The organism is Streptomyces sp. RPT161 (genome assembly GCF_027533845.1).
GTDB classification, from domain to species: domain Bacteria; phylum Actinomycetota; class Actinomycetes; order Streptomycetales; family Streptomycetaceae; genus Streptantibioticus_A; species Streptantibioticus_A silvisoli_A.
Genome location: NZ_JAPZVN010000024.1, coordinates 30,871 through 47,150, shown reverse-complemented (window position 1 = coordinate 47,150; position 16,280 = coordinate 30,871). Strand labels below are relative to the sequence as shown.

15 protein-coding genes, 1 tRNA gene and 1 pseudogene are annotated in these 16,280 nt (G+C 70.1%); 7 read left to right on the top strand and 10 right to left on the bottom strand.

What is annotated here, in order from left to right; genetic code table 11:
• Positions 1 to 178: 178 nt before the first annotated feature.
• Entirely contained in the window at positions 179 to 652 is a 474-nt protein-coding gene (locus tag O5O46_RS30520) for a hypothetical protein (RefSeq protein ID WP_269858865.1), read from the top strand.
• On the opposite strand, the gene O5O46_RS30515 is transcribed toward O5O46_RS30520, so the two are convergent.
• From O5O46_RS30515 to O5O46_RS30500, 4 genes are all read right to left on the bottom strand, one after another.
• A complete protein-coding gene (locus tag O5O46_RS30515) occupies positions 615 to 1,424 on the bottom strand; it encodes a phytanoyl-CoA dioxygenase family protein (protein WP_269858908.1) in 810 nt (269 codons plus the stop codon). The two genes, O5O46_RS30520 and O5O46_RS30515, sit on opposite strands and share 38 nt — an antisense overlap.
• A 92-nt stretch (positions 1,425 to 1,516) precedes the next feature.
• Entirely contained in the window at positions 1,517 to 2,350 is an 834-nt protein-coding gene (locus O5O46_RS30510; protein ID WP_269858864.1) for an aldo/keto reductase, read from the bottom strand.
• Between the two features lie 116 nt (positions 2,351 to 2,466).
• Entirely contained in the window at positions 2,467 to 4,290 is a 1,824-nt protein-coding gene (locus O5O46_RS30505; RefSeq protein ID WP_269858863.1) for an AMP-dependent synthetase/ligase, read from the bottom strand.
• 335 nt (positions 4,291 to 4,625) lie between these two features.
• A complete protein-coding gene (locus O5O46_RS30500) occupies positions 4,626 to 6,140 on the bottom strand; it encodes an MFS transporter (RefSeq protein ID WP_269858862.1) in 1,515 nt (504 codons plus the stop codon).
• Positions 6,141 to 6,256: 116 nt separating this feature from the next.
• Here O5O46_RS30500 and O5O46_RS30495 point away from each other — a divergent pair, with 116 nt between their 5' ends.
• A complete protein-coding gene (locus O5O46_RS30495; RefSeq protein WP_269858861.1) occupies positions 6,257 to 7,234 on the top strand; it encodes an Lrp/AsnC family transcriptional regulator in 978 nt (325 codons plus the stop codon).
• A gap of 2 nt (positions 7,235 to 7,236) precedes the next feature.
• Here O5O46_RS30495 and O5O46_RS30490 read toward each other — a convergent pair whose 3' ends face one another.
• The gene (locus O5O46_RS30490) at positions 7,237 to 8,106 is read right to left on the bottom strand and encodes a LysR substrate-binding domain-containing protein (RefSeq protein ID WP_269858860.1); all 870 of its coding nucleotides are present in this window, start codon (positions 8,104 to 8,106) and stop codon (positions 7,237 to 7,239) included.
• A gap of 168 nt (positions 8,107 to 8,274) precedes the next feature.
• On the opposite strand from O5O46_RS30490, the gene O5O46_RS30485 reads away from it, so the two are divergent.
• Both O5O46_RS30485 and tatA read left to right on the top strand, forming a co-directional pair.
• Positions 8,275 to 9,333 (top strand): bile acid:sodium symporter family protein, encoded by a 1,059-nt coding sequence (locus O5O46_RS30485; RefSeq protein WP_269858859.1) that lies wholly within the window; start codon positions 8,275 to 8,277, stop codon positions 9,331 to 9,333.
• 9 nt (positions 9,334 to 9,342) lie between these two features.
• On the top strand, positions 9,343 to 9,591 hold the full coding sequence (tatA, locus tag O5O46_RS30480) for a Sec-independent protein translocase subunit TatA (RefSeq protein ID WP_269858858.1): 249 nt from the start codon (positions 9,343 to 9,345) through the stop codon (positions 9,589 to 9,591).
• 38 nt (positions 9,592 to 9,629) lie between these two features.
• Here the strand turns inward: tatA and fdhD are convergent, their stop codons facing one another.
• Positions 9,630 to 10,478: a formate dehydrogenase accessory sulfurtransferase FdhD gene (gene fdhD / locus O5O46_RS30475; RefSeq protein WP_269858857.1), complete on the bottom strand. Its 849-nt coding sequence runs from the start codon at positions 10,476 to 10,478 to the stop codon at positions 9,630 to 9,632.
• Between the two features lie 209 nt (positions 10,479 to 10,687).
• Between fdhD and O5O46_RS30470 the strand changes: the two genes are divergently transcribed.
• Positions 10,688 to 12,229, top strand: coding sequence for an aldehyde dehydrogenase family protein (locus O5O46_RS30470; RefSeq protein WP_269858856.1), 1,542 nt, complete (start codon positions 10,688 to 10,690; stop codon positions 12,227 to 12,229).
• Positions 12,230 to 12,232: 3 nt separating this feature from the next.
• Here O5O46_RS30470 and O5O46_RS30465 read toward each other — a convergent pair whose 3' ends face one another.
• Positions 12,233 to 12,517 (bottom strand): hypothetical protein, encoded by a 285-nt coding sequence (locus O5O46_RS30465; RefSeq protein WP_269858907.1) that lies wholly within the window; start codon positions 12,515 to 12,517, stop codon positions 12,233 to 12,235.
• Between the two features lie 301 nt (positions 12,518 to 12,818).
• Between O5O46_RS30465 and O5O46_RS30460 the strand changes: the two genes are divergently transcribed.
• Positions 12,819 to 12,906, top strand: a tRNA-Leu gene (locus O5O46_RS30460).
• A 111-nt stretch (positions 12,907 to 13,017) separates the two neighbouring features.
• Positions 13,018 to 13,868: pseudogene (locus O5O46_RS30455) on the top strand (IS5 family transposase).
• 21 nt (positions 13,869 to 13,889) lie between these two features.
• Here O5O46_RS30455 and O5O46_RS30450 read toward each other — a convergent pair.
• The 3 genes from O5O46_RS30450 to O5O46_RS30440 form a co-directional block, all read right to left on the bottom strand.
• Positions 13,890 to 14,198, bottom strand: a complete 309-nt coding sequence (locus O5O46_RS30450; protein ID WP_269858855.1) for a DUF7677 family protein — start codon at positions 14,196 to 14,198, stop codon at positions 13,890 to 13,892.
• Positions 14,199 to 14,255: 57 nt separating this feature from the next.
• A complete protein-coding gene (locus O5O46_RS30445; RefSeq protein WP_269858854.1) occupies positions 14,256 to 14,492 on the bottom strand; it encodes a hypothetical protein in 237 nt (78 codons plus the stop codon).
• 450 nt (positions 14,493 to 14,942) lie between these two features.
• On the bottom strand, positions 14,943 to 15,623 hold the full coding sequence (locus O5O46_RS30440) for an XRE family transcriptional regulator (RefSeq protein WP_333482436.1): 681 nt from the start codon (positions 15,621 to 15,623) through the stop codon (positions 14,943 to 14,945).
• Positions 15,624 to 16,280: the final 657 nt, after the last annotated feature.

The window sequence follows — 16,280 nt, the reverse complement described above, 5'->3', positions numbered from 1 at the left end:
CCTGAAGGCGCTGGCCCCGGGCCTGGGCAGAGGCGCCGGAGGTTGATGGGGCATTGCCAATCCGCGACGGGTGAGGGTACGTCCGTCGCCGTTGCCGGTCCACGTCCGTGGGCCGATACGGGGTGGACTCGGCGCGTCGGATCCGTGGTCCGCGGGGACGGAACCCGGATCGCGCCTCATGCGTCACATCCACATGAACGGACGACTTCTTGCTCTGACCGCCGCGGCGGCCATCGCCGCGACCACCGCCCTGACCGGCTGCGGCAACAAAACCGTCTCCCCGGCCAGCGGCCCGACCTCCACCAGCCCGAGCGGCTCACACGCCCCGAGCGCCGCCCCCGGCGGGGGCACGGCCGCCGGTCAGCCGAAGGACCAGCCGATCACCAAGCAGGTCACCGTTGCCTCCGACGGCCGTACGCTGCGCACCGAAGCGGTACGCGGGGGCTGCGAGACCGTCGCGCTGCGGGCCAGTGAAGCGACGTCGGACGTCACCTTGACCGTGCAGGTGACCAAGCACCAGAAGCCGGGGCAGATGTGCCCGGACATCGCCCAACTCACCCAGGTCAGCACCACGTTGAAGGCACCGCTGGACAACCGCAAGCTGGTGGACGGCGCTACCGGGAAGCAGCTCCCGGCGGCCAAGCGGCAGTAGCCGCGGTCTGCAGGCCGGCGCGGATGGCGAACTCGACGGGGGAGTAGCCGCCGTCCGCGCGCTCCAGCTCGCACTCGACCGCGGGGTACAGCGGCGGCTGGGCCATGAACCGCGGGCGGCTGCCGCGGTGTGGCTGCGCGGCGTGCACCAGGAACGGATGGCACAGGTACACATCGCCCGGCGAACCGGTGGCGTGGGCGAGCGGCCGATGTGCCGAAGCCCGCGCCACCTCCTGCGCGATCGCCAGCATCGAGACCCCCTGCTCGCCGTACCGCCGCAGGATCGGTGGCACGTCCAGATGCGAGCCCACCCTGATCCGGGTGGGCGCGTCGTCCTCGCCCACCTCGGAGAAGAGGAACAGCATCAGCAGCAGGCGCCCCTTGGAGCGCAGGTTGACGTGGTGCCACCGGGGGTCGGCGCCGTCGGGCAGGTAGCTGCCGTCGATGTGCCATCCGGCGTCATGCGGCTCCAGCTCATGCGGGAAGCGCAGCGGGAAGCCTCCGAGTGAACGGCGCGGCGTCCACCGGCCCTCGCCGGTCAGCAGGTCGAACGCGGCATGCAGGGCCGGGCTGTTGGCGGCCGCGGCGAAGGGTGGCTGTGCCATGTCGCCGACCCGGTAGACCGGTTGCCGCCAGGTCGACGGATCGTCGGGGGCCATACCGGTCTGCTCCCACAGCAGTTCGGCGCAGGCCAGTGCCGTCTTCCGGGGGAACGCGCCCTCGATCCTGACGAAGCCGTCGCGGATGAAGCGCTCCGCTGGCGCGTCGTTCATGGCGTCCACGGGCCCATACTCGCGGCCGGTGGCACGGCGCGCATCCGGATTTCCGGGTGCCCGCCGTCCTCACCGGCGGGGCGCCCGAGGGCTCAGATCATGTCGAACGTGTCCGGGTCCGGGCCCAGCCGGGTGCCGCTGTCCAGTCCGGCCAGCGCCGCGAGGTCGTCGCCGTCCAGCTCGAAGCCGAACACGTCGATGTTCTCGGCGATGCGGGACGGGGTCACCGACTTGGGGATCGCCACGTTGCCGAGCTGGATGTGCCAGCGCAGCACGATCTGGGCCGGGGTGCGGCCGTGCTTCTCGGCGATCTTGCCGATCGTCGGATCGTCCAGCAGCCCCTTGCCCTGGCCCAGCGGTGACCAGGCCTCGGTGGCGATGTCGTGCTCGGCGTGGAAGGCGCGCAGCTCGGCCTGCTGGAAGTGGGGGTGCAGCTCGATCTGGTTCACCGCGGGCACGACGTCGGTCTCGTCCAGCAGCCGCCGCAGGTGCGCGGGCTGGAAGTTGCACACGCCGATCGCCCGGACCAGGCCGTCGGCGTAGAGCTTCTCCAGCGCGCGCCAGGTGTCCACGTACAGGTCGCGGGACGGCACCGGCCAGTGGATCAGGTACAGGTCGAGCCGCTCCAGCCCCAGCTTGGCCAGCGAGCTGTCGAAGGCCCGCAGTGTGCTGTCGTAGCCGTGGTGGTTGTTCCACACCTTCGTGGTGACGAAGATTTCCTCACGCGCAATGGCGGAGCTGCTGATCGCCCGGCCGACGCCCCCCTCGTTGCCATAGGCGGCGGCGGTGTCGATGCTGCGGTAACCGGCCTCCAGGGCGGTGCGCACCGCGTCGGTGGCCTGCGCGTCCGGAACCTGCCAGACGCCGTAGCCCAGTTGCGGCATCGTGACGCCGTTGTTCAGGGTGATGGCGGGGACTTTGCTCACGAGCGGTCGTTTCCTTAGCTCCGACTCCGATGTCTCCCCTGTTCCAACGAGGAGCCACCTGCCAGGCATTCCCCTCCGTTCGGGTGGCGCTGTGCCGTGTGGCCGAAAGCCGCTGTTCAGGCCCGGTACAGCGCGTCTATCTCCACCGAGTAGGCCTTCTCGATCGCCTTCCGCTTCAACTTCAGTGAGGGGGTGAGCAACCCTTTCTCCTCACTGAACTGCGCCGCGAGGATGCGGAACGTACGGATGGACTCGGCCTGCGAGACGAGGGTGTTGGCGGCGACCACAGCCCGCCGGATCTCGGTCTCCAGGTCCGGGTCGCGGACCAGCTCGGCGGGCGGCAGCGGCGGCTTGCCGCGCATCGACAGCCAGTGGGTCACCCCGTCCGGATCCAGGGTGACCAGCGCCGCGACGTACGGCCGGTCGTTGCCGACCACCACGCACTGCGCGACCAGCGGATGCGCCCGCACCCGCTCCTCCAGCAGCACCGGTGAGACGCTCTTGCCACCGCTGGTGACCAGGATCTCCTTCTTGCGGCCGGTGATGGTCAGATAGCCGTCGTCGTCCAGCGCGCCCAGGTCACCGGTGGCCAGCCAGCCGTCGTGCAGCACCTCGTCGGTCGCCTTGGGGTTGTTCAGGTACCCGGCGAAGACCTGGCCGCCGCGCAGCCACACCTCCCCGTCGTCCGCGATGTGCACGGTCGTGCCCGGCACCGGCTGGCCCACTGTGCCGAACCGGGTGCGCTCCGGCGGGTTGGCGGTCGCGGCGGCGGTGGACTCGGTCAGCCCGTACCCCTCGTAGATGGTCACGCCCGCACCGGCGAAGAACAGCCCGAGCCGGCGTTCCATCCCCGAGCCGCCGGACATCCCGTGCCGCATCCGGCCGCCGAGCGCCGCGCGCACCTTGGTGTAGACCAGCTTCTCGTACACCTGGTGCTGCATCCGCAGCGCGGCGCTGGGGCCGGGGCCGGTGCCGAACGCCTTGTGCTCCTGCGCCTCCGCGTAGCGCACCGCCACCTCGACGGCCTTGTCGAACGGGCCGAGCCTGCCATCCGCCTCCGCCTTGCGGCGCGCGGCGTGGAAGACCTTCTCGAAGACGTACGGCACCGCGAGCGTGAAGGTGGGCTGGAAGGCGGCCAGGTCGGGGAGCAAGTCCCTCGCCGCCAGGCTCGGTTGGTGGCCCAGCCGCACCCGGGCGCGGATCGCCGCGACCTCCACCATGCGGCCGAAGACGTGTGCCAGTGGCAGGAACAGCAAAGTGCCCGCCTCGTCGCCGGGCCTGGAGTGGAACACCGGCTCCCAGCGGGCCACCACGTTGTCGGCCTCAGCCATGAAGTTGGCGTGGGTCAGCACACAGCCCTTGGGGCGGCCTGTGGTGCCGGAGGTGTAGATGACGGTGGCCACCGCGTCGGGCGTCACCGCGAACCGGTGGCGGTCGACCACGTCGTCGTCGATGTGCGCTCCAGCGGCGGTCAACTCCGCGACCGCACCGGCGTCCAGCTGCCACAGCCGGGTGAGCTGCGGCAGCCGGTCGACCACCGCGCCGATGGTCATCGCGTGGTCCTCGTGCTCGACCACGCAGGCCACCGCGCCGGAGTCGTGGAGCATCCAGTAGACCTGCTCCGACGACGAGGTGGGGTAGACCGGCACCGGCTGGGCGCCGATCGACCACAACGCGAAGTCGAACAGCGTCCATTCGTAGCGGGTGCGGGACATGATCCCGACCCGGTCGCCGAACCGGATCCCGGTGGCGAGCAGTCCCTTGGCCAGCGCCAGCACCTCGTCGCGGAACCGTGCCGCGGTCACGTCCCGCCATGCGCCGTCCGTCTTGCGCCCGAGCACCACATGGTCGGGCGCCTGCGCGGCGTTGCTGTACACGGCGTCGGCCAGTCCCCCGACCTGGGGCGCCGTCGCCAGTGGCGGGACACTGAACTCGCGCAATTCTGCTCCTCGGGAGCGCCCCGCGCGGCGCTTCGACGATGGTGCTGTCGCCCGGGAGGGGAACAGTGGCCGTAAAGCGGACCCGTGGGGCAAGGATGCCGGGCGGGCCCGTAAGCTACCTGATCCTGTCGCGCCAGGGGAGAGGCCTGCAGATACGGCGAATCCGGACTTGTCGGCCGGGTGATCACCCGTGTCGTCGCGTTATGCCGGAAACTTCGGGAACTACCTTACGGTTTCCGCGATGTAACGGACCGTGGATCTGCACCGAATCTCTCCGCCATCTTTCCGGGGCACTCACCCGCGCCTTACAGGTGCTGGCCGGCGCCGACTCCCGTTCATCCCGCGTTGGCCCGCACCGGTACCTGCTCCGCCGCCCGCCGTGGGCCCGGCACCGGCGCGTTCGGGGTACGGACCAGCAGCAGCACCAGTACGCCCGCCACGATCCCCACCGCACCCGCGGCCAGCGCGGCGGCGTCCAGGCCCGAGGCGTAGGCGGCCCGCAGCGCGTGCGGGGCGGCCACCCGGGCGGACAGCAGCTGCCGTGCGGCCCCACCGGCGAGGGCCTGCGCCGTGCCGTGCGGGTCGGCGGCCTCACCGGTCAGGGCGTGTGTCATCCGGGAGGCGGCCAGGGTGCCGAAGAGGGCCACCCCGAGCGCGTAGCCGAGCTGCCGGAAGGTGTTGACCGCGCCGCCCGCCATCCCGGCCCGGTGCGGCGGTACCGAGGACAGCGCCGCCTGGGACAGCGCGGGGGTGGCCACGCCCACGCCGACGCCCGCCACGACCAGGCCCGGCAGCAGGGACGGCCAGTCGGAGCCGGCGCCCAGCACGGCCTGCGCCAGAGCCCCGGCGCCGATCAGCAGCATGCCGACGCCCACCGTCAGCCGGGCGGGGACACCGTGCAGCAGCCGTCCGCCCACCGCCGCCGCCACGAATGACGCGGCGGCCAGCGGTACCAGCACCAGCCCGCCCTTGAGCGGGCTGAACCCCAACACCGTCTGCAGCCAGATCGAGGTGTACGGCAGTACGCCGAACGCCGCCGCGCTGATCGCGAACGCCGCCGCCATCACACCGCTGAACGACGCGCCGCGGAACAGCCGCGGATCCAGCATCGGATCCGCCGCCCGCAACTGGGCGAACAGGAACACCAGCAGCGCCACCGCGGAGACCGCGAGGGTGCCCAGCGTGGCCGCCGAACCCCAGCCCACCGCGTCCGCGCGCACCACCGCGTAGACCCCGGTACCGGCGAAGACCGTCCAGGACAGGGTGCCGAACACGTCCACCCGCTGCCCGGCTCGGCCCCGCGACTCACCGACCACCCGGAGCGTCAGCGCCACCGCGGCCACGCTGACCGGCAGGTTGACGTAGAAGATCCACCGCCAGTCCAGGTTCTGCGTCAGCAGGCCGCCGAGCACCGGGCCGAGCGCCGCCGCCGCGGCGGAGACCGCGCCCCACACGCCGAACGCCACACCCCGGTCGCGGCCCTGGTACTCCGCGCCGAGCAGGGAGAGCGTCGTCGCGAACATCGCCGCGCCGCCGACCCCCTGCACCCCGCGCATCGCCACCAGCATCCCCGCGCTAGAGCTGAGCCCGCAGGCCAGTGACGCGGCGGCGAACAGCACCGTCCCGGCCACGTACGTCCGGCGGCGGCCCAGCACGTCCGCCGCCGATCCCACGCCCAGCAGCAGCGCGGCCAGAGCCAGGGCGTAGCTGTCGATCACCCACTGCAGGCTGGCCAGTGAGGCGTGCAGCGCCCCCGCCATGTCCGGCAGCGCCACCGTCACGATCGTCACGTCGAGCAGCAGCATGAACGTACCCAGGCAGACCGCGATCAGCGGTGCCCACTTGCGCATGGAAAGCCCCTTGCCTCGTTCGTTGGTTGCGGTACGTACGATGAACGGGCGGCGCCGATACGTGCCAGGCAGAGCGAGAGCGGCGGCGGAAACCGACATTCGAGGACGGTGGAGCGGTGGATTCCCTCGTCGCCGACGAGCTGGACCTCCAGCTGCTACAGGCGCTGCAACTGGACGGCCGGGCCGCGTTCAGCAGGATCGCCGGCGTGCTCGGCGTCTCCGACCAGACCGTCGCCCGCCGCTACGCCAGACTGCGCACCAGCGGCGGCCTGCGGGTCATCGGGGTCACCGACGGGACCCGGCTCGGCCGCACCCGCTGGTACCTGCGGCTGAGCTGCACCCCGGACGCCGCGGAGGGACTGGCCACCGCGCTCGCCCGGCGCCCCGACACCTCCTGGGTCGGCCTGACGTCCGGCGGTACCGAGGTGCTCTGCGTGATGGTCGCGCGCAGCCGCGACGAGCGCGACAGCCTGCTGTTCGACAAGCTTCAGCGCACCCCGCGGGTCACCGCGGTGAGCGCGCACTGCCTGCTGCACACCTTTTACGGCGGATCGCTCGGCTGGTTCACCAAGTCGCGGATACTCGCGCCCGAGCAGGTCGCCGCGCTCGCCCCGCCACCGGTGGATCCGCCGGGAGCCGACCCGGTGGTGCTCGACGCCACCGACGAGCTGCTGCTGGCCGCGCTGGAACGCGACGGCCGCACCCCGGTCACCGAACTGCGGAAGGTGACGGGGCAGTCGGAGTCGGCGGTCCGGCGCCGCCTGGAGCAACTGCGGCGCAGCGGTGTGCTGTTCGTCGACGTCCAGTTCGACTCCGGCCTGATCGGATACGAGACCAAGGCCACCCTCTGGCTGACCGTCACCCCGTCCGCCCTGGCATCGGTGGGCGCCGCACTCGCCGAACACCGCGAGATCGTCTTCGCCGCGGCCATCACCGGCCCGTCGAACGTGGTCGCCGTCGCCGTCTGCCGGGACACCTCGGGCCTGTACCGGTATCTGAGCGAGCGGATCGGCGCCCTCGACGGGGTGCAGCAGGTCGAGACCGCGCCCATCCTGCGCCAGGTCAAGCAGCTCACCTACGAAGGGCCGCGCTGAGGTCACATCGGCCGGTGCAGCCGGTCGCCCGCGGCGAGCACCGCCCGGGACAGCGCCATGGCGGGCTCCTGGGCCGCCGTCGCGCGCCGCCCGTGCAGCAGCACGAAGTCCACCCCGCCCAGCTCCGGGAGCCCGCAGGACCGGGCGGGCAGGGGGCGCAGGCCCGGGGGGACCAGCCCCTGGGCGTGCGGGACCACGCCGAGCCCGGCGAGCGCCGCCGCGCGCACCCCGCTGAGGCTGCCGCTGGTGCAGGCGATGTGCCAGGAGCGGCCCGCCCGCTCCAGCACCTCCAGGGCGCGGGCCCGGGTGATGCTCGGCGGCGGATAGAGGATCAGCGGCACCGGGCGGTCCGGTTCGATCCGCAGCCGTTCGCCGCCGATCCACACCAGCCGGTCCCGCCACACCAGCCGCCCGTGCGTCTCCCCTGCGGCCCGCTTGCCCAGTACCAGGTCCAGCCGCCCGTCGGCCAGTTGCTGGTGCAGGGTGCCGGACAGTTCGACGGTCAGCTCCAGGTCGACCTCGGGGTGGTCATGGCGGAACCGCTCCAGGATCTCCGGCAGCCTGCTCAGTACGAAGTCCTCCGAGGCGCCGAAGCGCAGCCGCCCGCGCAACCGGGTGCCCGCGAAGAAGCCCGCGGCCCGCTCGTTGGCCTCCAGGATCGTGCGGGCGAAGCCGAGCATCGCCTCTCCGTCCTCGGTCAGCTCCACGCCATGGGTGTCGCGCAGGAACAACTGCCGCCCGGCGGTCTCCTCCAGCTTGCGCACGTGCTGGCTCACCGTCGACTGCCGCAGCTCCAGCCGGTGCGCGGCCTGGGTGAAGCTCAGGGTCTGCGCCACCGCGAGGAAGGTCCGCAACTGCGTGGGATCGAACACGTCCCCGATGGTAGCCCCGTTATCGTGAATTGTGATGATTATCAGTCCGGTGAACGGGGTTCACAATGAGCCTGGTGAGGAGCAGGCTGACCAGGGTCACCGCCCCCGTCCCCACGAAGGCGTGCACTGGTTGGTACCGACCCGTCCCACAGCCGACTGAGAGAAGACATGCGCCGCGTCACGCTGCCGTCCTGGCCGTCCTGGATGCCGATCGAACCGTTCATCGTGGCGCTCGTCGCCACCGTGGGCCTGGCGGCGCTGTTCCCCGCCAAGGGCGCCGCGGCGCCGGTCGCCGACGGGGCGTCCACCTTCGCGATCGCGCTGCTGTTCTTCCTCTACGGCGCCCGGCTCTCCAGCCGTGAGGCGCTGGCGGGGCTGAGCCACTGGCGGCTGCACCTGACCGTGGTGCTCAGCACCTTCGCCGTGTTCCCACTGCTGGGCCTGGCGGCCCGCGGCCTGGTCCCGTACGTGCTGACCCCGCAGCTTTACACCGGGTTCGTCTATCTGTGCATCCTGCCCTCGACCATCCAGTCCTCGATCGCGTTCACCTCGATCGCGCGCGGCAACGTCTCGGCGGCCATCTGCGCCGGGACGTACTCCGCGCTGCTCGGCATGGTCGTCACACCGGTACTCGCCGGGCTGCTGCTGCACTCCAGCGGTGCCGGGTTCTCCGCGCACGGTCTGGCCGACATCGCGCTGCAACTGCTGGCTCCGTTCCTGGCCGGGCAGTTGCTGCGGCGCTGGATCGGCGGCTTCGTCGCCCGCCACAAGAAGGTGCTCTCACTGGTGGACCGCAGCTCGATCCTGTTCGTGGTCTACACGGCGTTCAGCGAGGGCATGGTGCACGGCATCTGGCACCAGGTGACGGCGGCCCGGCTGTCGGCGCTGCTCGGGGTCGAGGCGGTGCTGCTCGGCCTGGTGCTCTGCCTCACCTCGGTGGCCTCCCGCAGGCTCGGCTTCTCCCGCGCGGACCGCACCGCCATAGTCTTCTGCGGCTCCAAGAAGAGTCTGGCGAACGGGCTGCCGATGGCCAGCGTGCTGTTCGGCGGGCACGCGGGCCTGATGATCCTGCCGCTGATGCTGTTCCACCAGATGCAACTCATGGTCTGCGCGGTGATCGCCAAGCGGTGGTCCCATGACTCGACTGACGCGGACGGCGGCGGGGAAGGTAGCCTGCCATCGGAACGGTCGTCGCCAGACGCCCAGGCCCGCCCTGTCCACGCTTGAGGAGTTGCTGTGATCCGCGACCTGTTCACGCCCACCCATCTGCTGATCGTCGCCGTCGTGGCGATCGTGCTGTTCGGTGCCAAGCGGCTGCCGGACACCGCCCGGCAGCTCGGCAAGTCGATGCGCATCCTGAAGGCGGAGACCAAGGCGCTCAAGGACGAGACCCCGGCGGGCGAGCAGCGCACGGTGGCGGGCGAGGTGGTCGACGGCGCGAACACCGCTACGGCCGACCGCCAGGCATCCGCCCAGGCCCGCTGAGGCTCGGTTCTTCCCCGGTCCTGCGGCCTGAGCCCCGGTCAGGCTCCGGCCGCCGTCGTCTCCAGCAGCACGCGGTGCTCGCCCGCGTAGACGTTCATCGACGTGCCGCGCAGGAAGCCGACCAGTGTCATCCCGGTCCGCACGGCCAGGTCCACGGCGAGCGAGGACGGCGCGGACACCGCGGCCAGCACCGGGATCCCGGCCATCACCGCCTTCTGCGCCAACTCGAAGGAGGCGCGCCCGGACACCAGCAGCACGCTTCCGGACAGGGGGAGCAGACCCTGCTGGAGGGCGCGTCCCACGAGCTTGTCGACCGCGTTGTGCCGGCCCACGTCCTCCCGAACGTCCAGCAGTTCTCCGTCCGGGGTGAACAGCGCGGCGGCGTGCAGGCCGCCGGTTCGGTCGAAGACCCGCTGCGCGGCCCGCAGCCGGTCCGGTAGCACCGCCAGCACCTCGGGGTCGAGCCTGACCTCGGGCGAGTCGGACAGCGGCCAGCGGGTCGTCGTCTCCACCGCGTCCAGGCTCGCCTTGCCGCACAGACCGCACGACGACGTGGTGTAGACGTTGCGCTCCAGGGTGATGTCCGGCACCGGAACGCCCGGGGCGAGCGAGACGTCCACCACGTTGTAGGTGTTCGACCCGTCGTCCGTCGCGCCCGCGCAGTAGACGATCGAAGCCAGCTCCTCCGCCGCGCCGAGCACCCCCTCGCTCACCAAGAACCCGGCGGCCAGGGCGAAGTCGTCACCCGGGGTGCGCATGGTGATCGCCAGCGGCTTTCCGTTCAGCCGGATCTCCAGCGGCTCCTCGGCGACCAGCGTGTCCGAGCGATGGCCGACCGCCCCGTCCCTGACCCGCAGCACGCGTCGGCGCTCGGTTACCCGTCCCATGGCGATCAGTCCCGCTTTCCGAAGCTCGTACCGCTCAGAATGTTCGACTCCATGATCTGATGTTGACACTCTCGACCGGGGTCGCGCCTCGCGCTGTTCCGCGCGCCCGTTCGTTCCGGTAGACCTTGAGGCCCCCGTTCCGACGGCACTTCGCCGTTGCCGAGCCTTGCCGTTGGCCAAGATCTCCCGACTACCGAGCGGAGACCGACATGGCACCAACCCTCACCCTCAAGCCCGGAACCGCCTGGCAGGACGCCTGGCGGCGGTGTCTCGACGCCGCGCCCGAAGCGTTCGCCGAAGACCGCGTACGCAACCTGTGGGACGGCCGCTGGCATGCCGACGGGCGACTGCTGCCCTGTCAGTCGCCGGTCGACGGCAGCCCGATAGCGGGCCTGCCGCGGCTGGATCCGGACGGCGCGCACCATGCCGTGCGCGCCTCGCTGGACCAGCACCGCGCCTGGCGCGGCGTTCCGCTGCCGGAGCGCAAGGCGCGGGTGACCGCGGCTCTCGACGCGCTCACCGCGCACCGGGAGCTGCTCTCGCTGCTGCTGGTCTGGGAGATCGGCAAGCCCTGGCGGCTCGCCCAGGCCGACGTGGACCGTGCCATCGACGGGGTGCGCTGGTACGTCGAGGAGATCGACCGCATGGTCGAGGGCCGGGCGCCGCTCGCCGGGCCGGTGAGCAACATCGCCAGCTGGAACTACCCGATGAGCGTCCTGGTGCACGCCATGCTGGTGCAGATCCTGGCGGGCAACGCTGTGATCGCCAAGACCCCGACCGACGGCGGCCTGGCCTGCCTCACGCTCGCCAGCGCGCTGGCGGTGCGCGAGGGGCTCCCGATCACCCTGGTCAGCGGCTCCGGCGGGGAACTGTCCGAGGCGCTGGTGCGGGCGCCGGAGATCGGCTGCGTCTCATTCGTCGGCGGCCGGGACGCGGGCGGCCGGGTCGCCTCCGACGTGGCCGACCTCGGCAAGCGGCACATCCTGGAGCAGGAGGGGCTCAACTGCTGGGGGTTGTGGGAGTTCAGTGACTGGGACACGCTTTCCGGCCAGATTCGCAAGACCTTCGACTACGCCAAGCAGCGGTGCACCGCCTATCCGCGGTTCGTGGTGCAACGGCGGCTGTTCGACCGTTTCCTGGGCGCCTACCTTCCGGCGGTCCGGTCGGTGGTCTTCGGCCATCCGCTCGCCGTGGAGTCGCCGGACGACCCGCTGCCCGAGCTGGACTTCGGCCCGGTGATCAACGCGGCCAAGGCCAAGGAGCTGACCGAGCTGGTGGACGACGCGATCGACCGCGGTGCCGTACCGCTGCACCGCGGCACCCTCGCCGACGGCCGCTTCCTGCCCGCTCAGGACACCTCCGGCTACATGCCGCCGGTCACCCTGCTGGCCCCGCCGCGCTCGTCGCCGCTGCACCACGCGGAGCCGTTCGGTCCGGTGGACACCATCGTGCTGGTGGACACCGAGGCCGAGCTGCTGGCCGCGATGAACGCCAGCAACGGTGCGCTGGTCGCCAGCCTCTCCTGCGACGACGAACGGACCGCGGCGCGGCTGGCCCCGCAGATCCGGGCGTTCAAGGTGGGCCTGGGCAGGCCGCGCTCCCGTGGCGACCGCGACGAACTCTTCGGCGGCTTCGGCGCCTCATGGCGCGGCGCCTTCGTAGGCGGCGACCTGCTGGTACGGGCCGTCACGGACGGCCCGCGCGGCGAGCGGCTCCCGGGCAACTTCCCGGACTACCACCTGATGCCGTAGCGGTCAGCCGATGCCCTGACGGTAGGCGACCAGCGCGAACTCGTCGTCGTCCGGCACCGTCCGCCGCACGGCCCGCGCCAGCGGCGTACGGTGCCGGGCCAGCGCCTTGCGGCGCTCCGGATCGGCAAGGTCCGCCCAGGCGGGCAGGTCCCGTACCAGCCGCAGCGCTGCGGCCCGGTCGTGGTGGCGCACCGCCCCCAGCGGCAGGTGCGCCACCATCGCCAGGAACTGCACGATCCGACCCAGGCGCCGCACGGCCGTGGTGGGGTCGTGCACCACCGGGACCAGCGCCCGCAGCGACCGGCCGCTGCGGTCGGAGCGCGACTACGCGACACGGTGGGCGCGAGCCAGAAGGTGTCCCGCAGCCGCTCCCGCGACGGCGACACGGCCGAAGCCGCCCGACCGCGCCTCAGCTCACCGCACGCCGCGGCGGCCACCCACAGCTGACGAACCAGCCGTACCGGCTGTATCACAGGTATCGCCCATAGCCGACCTTCAGGCCCCGGCCTGGGCCGGGATACGCAGGTGAAACGCACTCCGAATCCTTGGTATCGTTATCCCTGTCGCCGCGGGAAACCGCGGACACCCAGTCCGGGTGGCGGAATGGCAGACGCGCTAGCTTGAGGTGCTAGTGCCCTTTATCGGGCGTGGGGGTTCAAGTCCCCCCTCGGACACCAGCTTGGAAGGCCCCTCACCAGGGGCTTTCTTCATTTCTGGGCTGTGGCGTGACCAACCACGTGACCAACAGCCCAGCCGACCCCTAGGCAGTGTCGTCAAAGTGATCTTGGATGGTGGATCATGGCGGGGTGATACGCCGTCATGAACTGTCCGACGCTGAGTGGGAGCTGTTGGAACCTCTGCTGCCAAGGCCGACGAAGGGTCGTCCGCGGCTGGACGACCGGACGGTGCTGAACGGGATCGTGTGGAAGTTCCGGACTGGGGTGGCCTGGCGGGACGTGCCTCCGAGGTACGGCTCCTGGGCCACCTTGCACACGCGCTTCCGGCGCTGGGCAGGGGACGGAACGTTCGACCTGATGCTGCGAGCCGCGCAGGCCAAGGCGGACGCGGCCGGCGACATTGACTGGCTCGTGTCGGTCGACTCCACCATCGTCCGGGCACACCAGCATGCCGCCGGGGCCCGAAAGGGGGGCCCCAGAACCAGGCGCTCGGTCGCTCGCGGGGCGGGCTGACCAGCAAACTGCACCTGGCCGTCGACGGTCGGGGCCGGCCGCTTGCCCTGGTCCTGACCGGCGGGAACACCAACGACTGCACCCAGTTCACCGCCATCATGGCCGCGATACGAGTGCCCCGGATCGGGCCGGGACGGCCCCGGGTCCGTCCCGATCACGTCCTTGGGGACAAGGGCTACAGCTCGAAGGCGATCCGCGACTGGCTGCGGCGTCGCGGGATCGCACACACCATCCCGGAGCGGGCCGACCAGGTCGCCAACCGACTGCGGCGGGGACGGCTCGGCGGTCGCCCGGTGGTCTTTGACCGCCGGCTCTACAAGCACCGCAACGTGGTCGAACGGGCCTTCAACCGGCTGAAGCAGTGGCGCGGCATAGCAACCCGCTACGACAAAACCGCTGAGTCCTACCAGGCGGCCGTCACCATCGCATCGCTACTGATGTGGGCATGACGTTCGACGGGGCCATGGGGTTCATGGCCCGTGGAGTTCCGTCTCCCAGGCCTCGAACGGCGGCTCAACCTGGTACGTCGGGTCACAGAAGCTGCGGATCCACTGGGCTGCACGGTACTGGGCATCCCCGTCATTCAACACGTTGCCGTCAGAGTCGATCTCCAGCACGTTGCTGTAGATCGCGAAGACCTGCTCCAGCGACGAACCGAACTGGAAGAGAGCGGGTCGGTAGTCAAATCCGTCGAGCAGGTCAACGTCGACAGTGCCGTTGGCCAGGTAGAACGCGAAGAGTCGAAGGGAAGCGCGCAGATCGACAGGTAGATGCCCCACCGGGACATCATGCCTGCTGGTCGGGCCGCCTTGCCAAGCGCACTTTGACGACACTGCCTAGACCAGGGTCGACAGACCTACTCGGCTGGCGTTGCTCGCAGCCAGCTTCTTTGCACCCGCAGCCCGGCGCTTGCCGTACCGCTCCATCGTGTAGCCCGGCGAGTGGTGCCGTACGTTCGCCGAGACCTCCACAGGGTTCTGTCCGGCATCCAGAGCGTCCGTGACGTAGCCATGCCGAAGATCATGGATCCTGAAGTCATCCGGCAGGCTCAGTCCGGCCCGAAGGGTCCCCATCGTGCGGAGACCTTCTCTGGGCCCTGCGGGCCCCTGCTCGGTCCGCCTCGAACTGGGTATCCCAGCCGCGCCCAAGGCGCTCGGTCTGCGCCTCTTGCCGCTCCTTCTGTCGCTTCAAGACGACCATCAGGGACCGCAGAGCCGTTTGGCTGGCCACTATTGACGAGCATGGACCATTGATTGCCAACCCAGGGCCGGAATGGTTGCAAACTCAATCGTCGCCGTGATCAGCACGTGAGAAGCAAATCGCAGAGCTTGCATCGTTTCTGGGGCTCACTCCAGCGGGCAGAACGCGTCTCGGTGCCGCCGGAGTGCGGGCGACTACTGCCTTTGAAGACTTGATGCGCAAGAGAGCGCAGCGGGAAGACGAGTCCCAATGACGATAGCCCCACGCTGTGAGGGTCTCAGGGCTGTTCTGGCTGCCTCAGACGGTAGACAGCTCTCCACTGTTCACCGAGGGGTTGTTGCGCGGGACCAAATCTCTTCGGCATGCCCTGCAAAGCGATCAAACAAACCCTGCTCGCTGTGTCGTCGGAGATGCAGCAGCGGCGAATCGTGGCCAACCAATCGGGCAAGGTGGGGTGTCACCAAGGCTTCACTGTCGAAGAGAAATACGGAGAGCGCGATATGAGATGCCGCGTCTTCTGTAGCGGAGAATCGCGTATCCATTCCATCTACAGAGCCGATCTTCGCCAGTTCACCGAGAGTGATCCTGATGCGGGTAGAGACGGTGAGAGGAACATCCTCAATCTCCTCCCGCTGGCGCGTCACTTCACAGTCGGGATTGCCTAGCAGAAAGCGGATTCGGCAACCGGTTGCAGCCTTGGCCCGAAGCGTGGCTGCAAAGGCTGGCTGCTGCGTCCAAAGGAAGTAGTTCGTATAGCCTGCGAAGAACAGTTCGTGGGTGGCGCTGGCGATCAGGTCTGCCCACACGGTTGACGGGCACGCTGACCGGTATGGGTAACTGTGGACGATCTCCCGATCGTTGCCGATCTTCAACCTGTCTGTGACGGCCTTCGGCCACAGCATGTAAGCCTCAACTCCCAACACCTGCGAGGCGTCTTCCCGGTTTCTGGCATGAGGGATCAACTCCGAGTCTGCCATCCACCGTTCGACGGTCTTGGTGGACACCCCCACCTGTAGTGCCAGTTGACGGGGCGACAGTCCGGCTGACTCCATAGCTGATCGTAAGGCTCTATTCAAGACTCCCCCAGCGGACGTTTGGGCGTTCTTCACGCTACCGCCAGGGCGGGCCAACTGTCGCTGACTACGGGCTGAGACGTCTCTTGCGAACCGACAGGATCGGGTCTTGCAGGCAAGACCCCGGCGACCGTTACGGCACGGTCCCGGGGCATGGTCAACGCTGCTTGGAGCGTCAACATGCCACAGACTATCGCCCGCTGGGTCGGGCGTATCCGAGATCTCTTGACCCTCCGCCCGCCAGGCCGCGCCGCCCTGGCGGTGTCCACCAGTGCGCCCGTGGGGCTGCACGTGCCCTCCGGTGTGGGGGTGGCGCGGTGAGGACTCCGCCACTGCCGTACCAGGAAGGGTGCGAAGAGTGCGCGCGGCTGAAGTCCGCCGAGCAGGCAGCTCGGTTGAACCGAAACCCGAGCAGGGAAGTCGACTATCGCGTGTTGGCTCGGCGCCATCTGCGGACGGTTCACAGTGTGGCGTCGGTGGTGCGGCCGTGATCCCGGATGAGACAGAGCGCGTAGCAGTGGAGAACGCCCGTGATTCCGTGGCTGTGGTCCTGTCGGCGCTGCCGTATGCATCCATGCCGTACGTGAC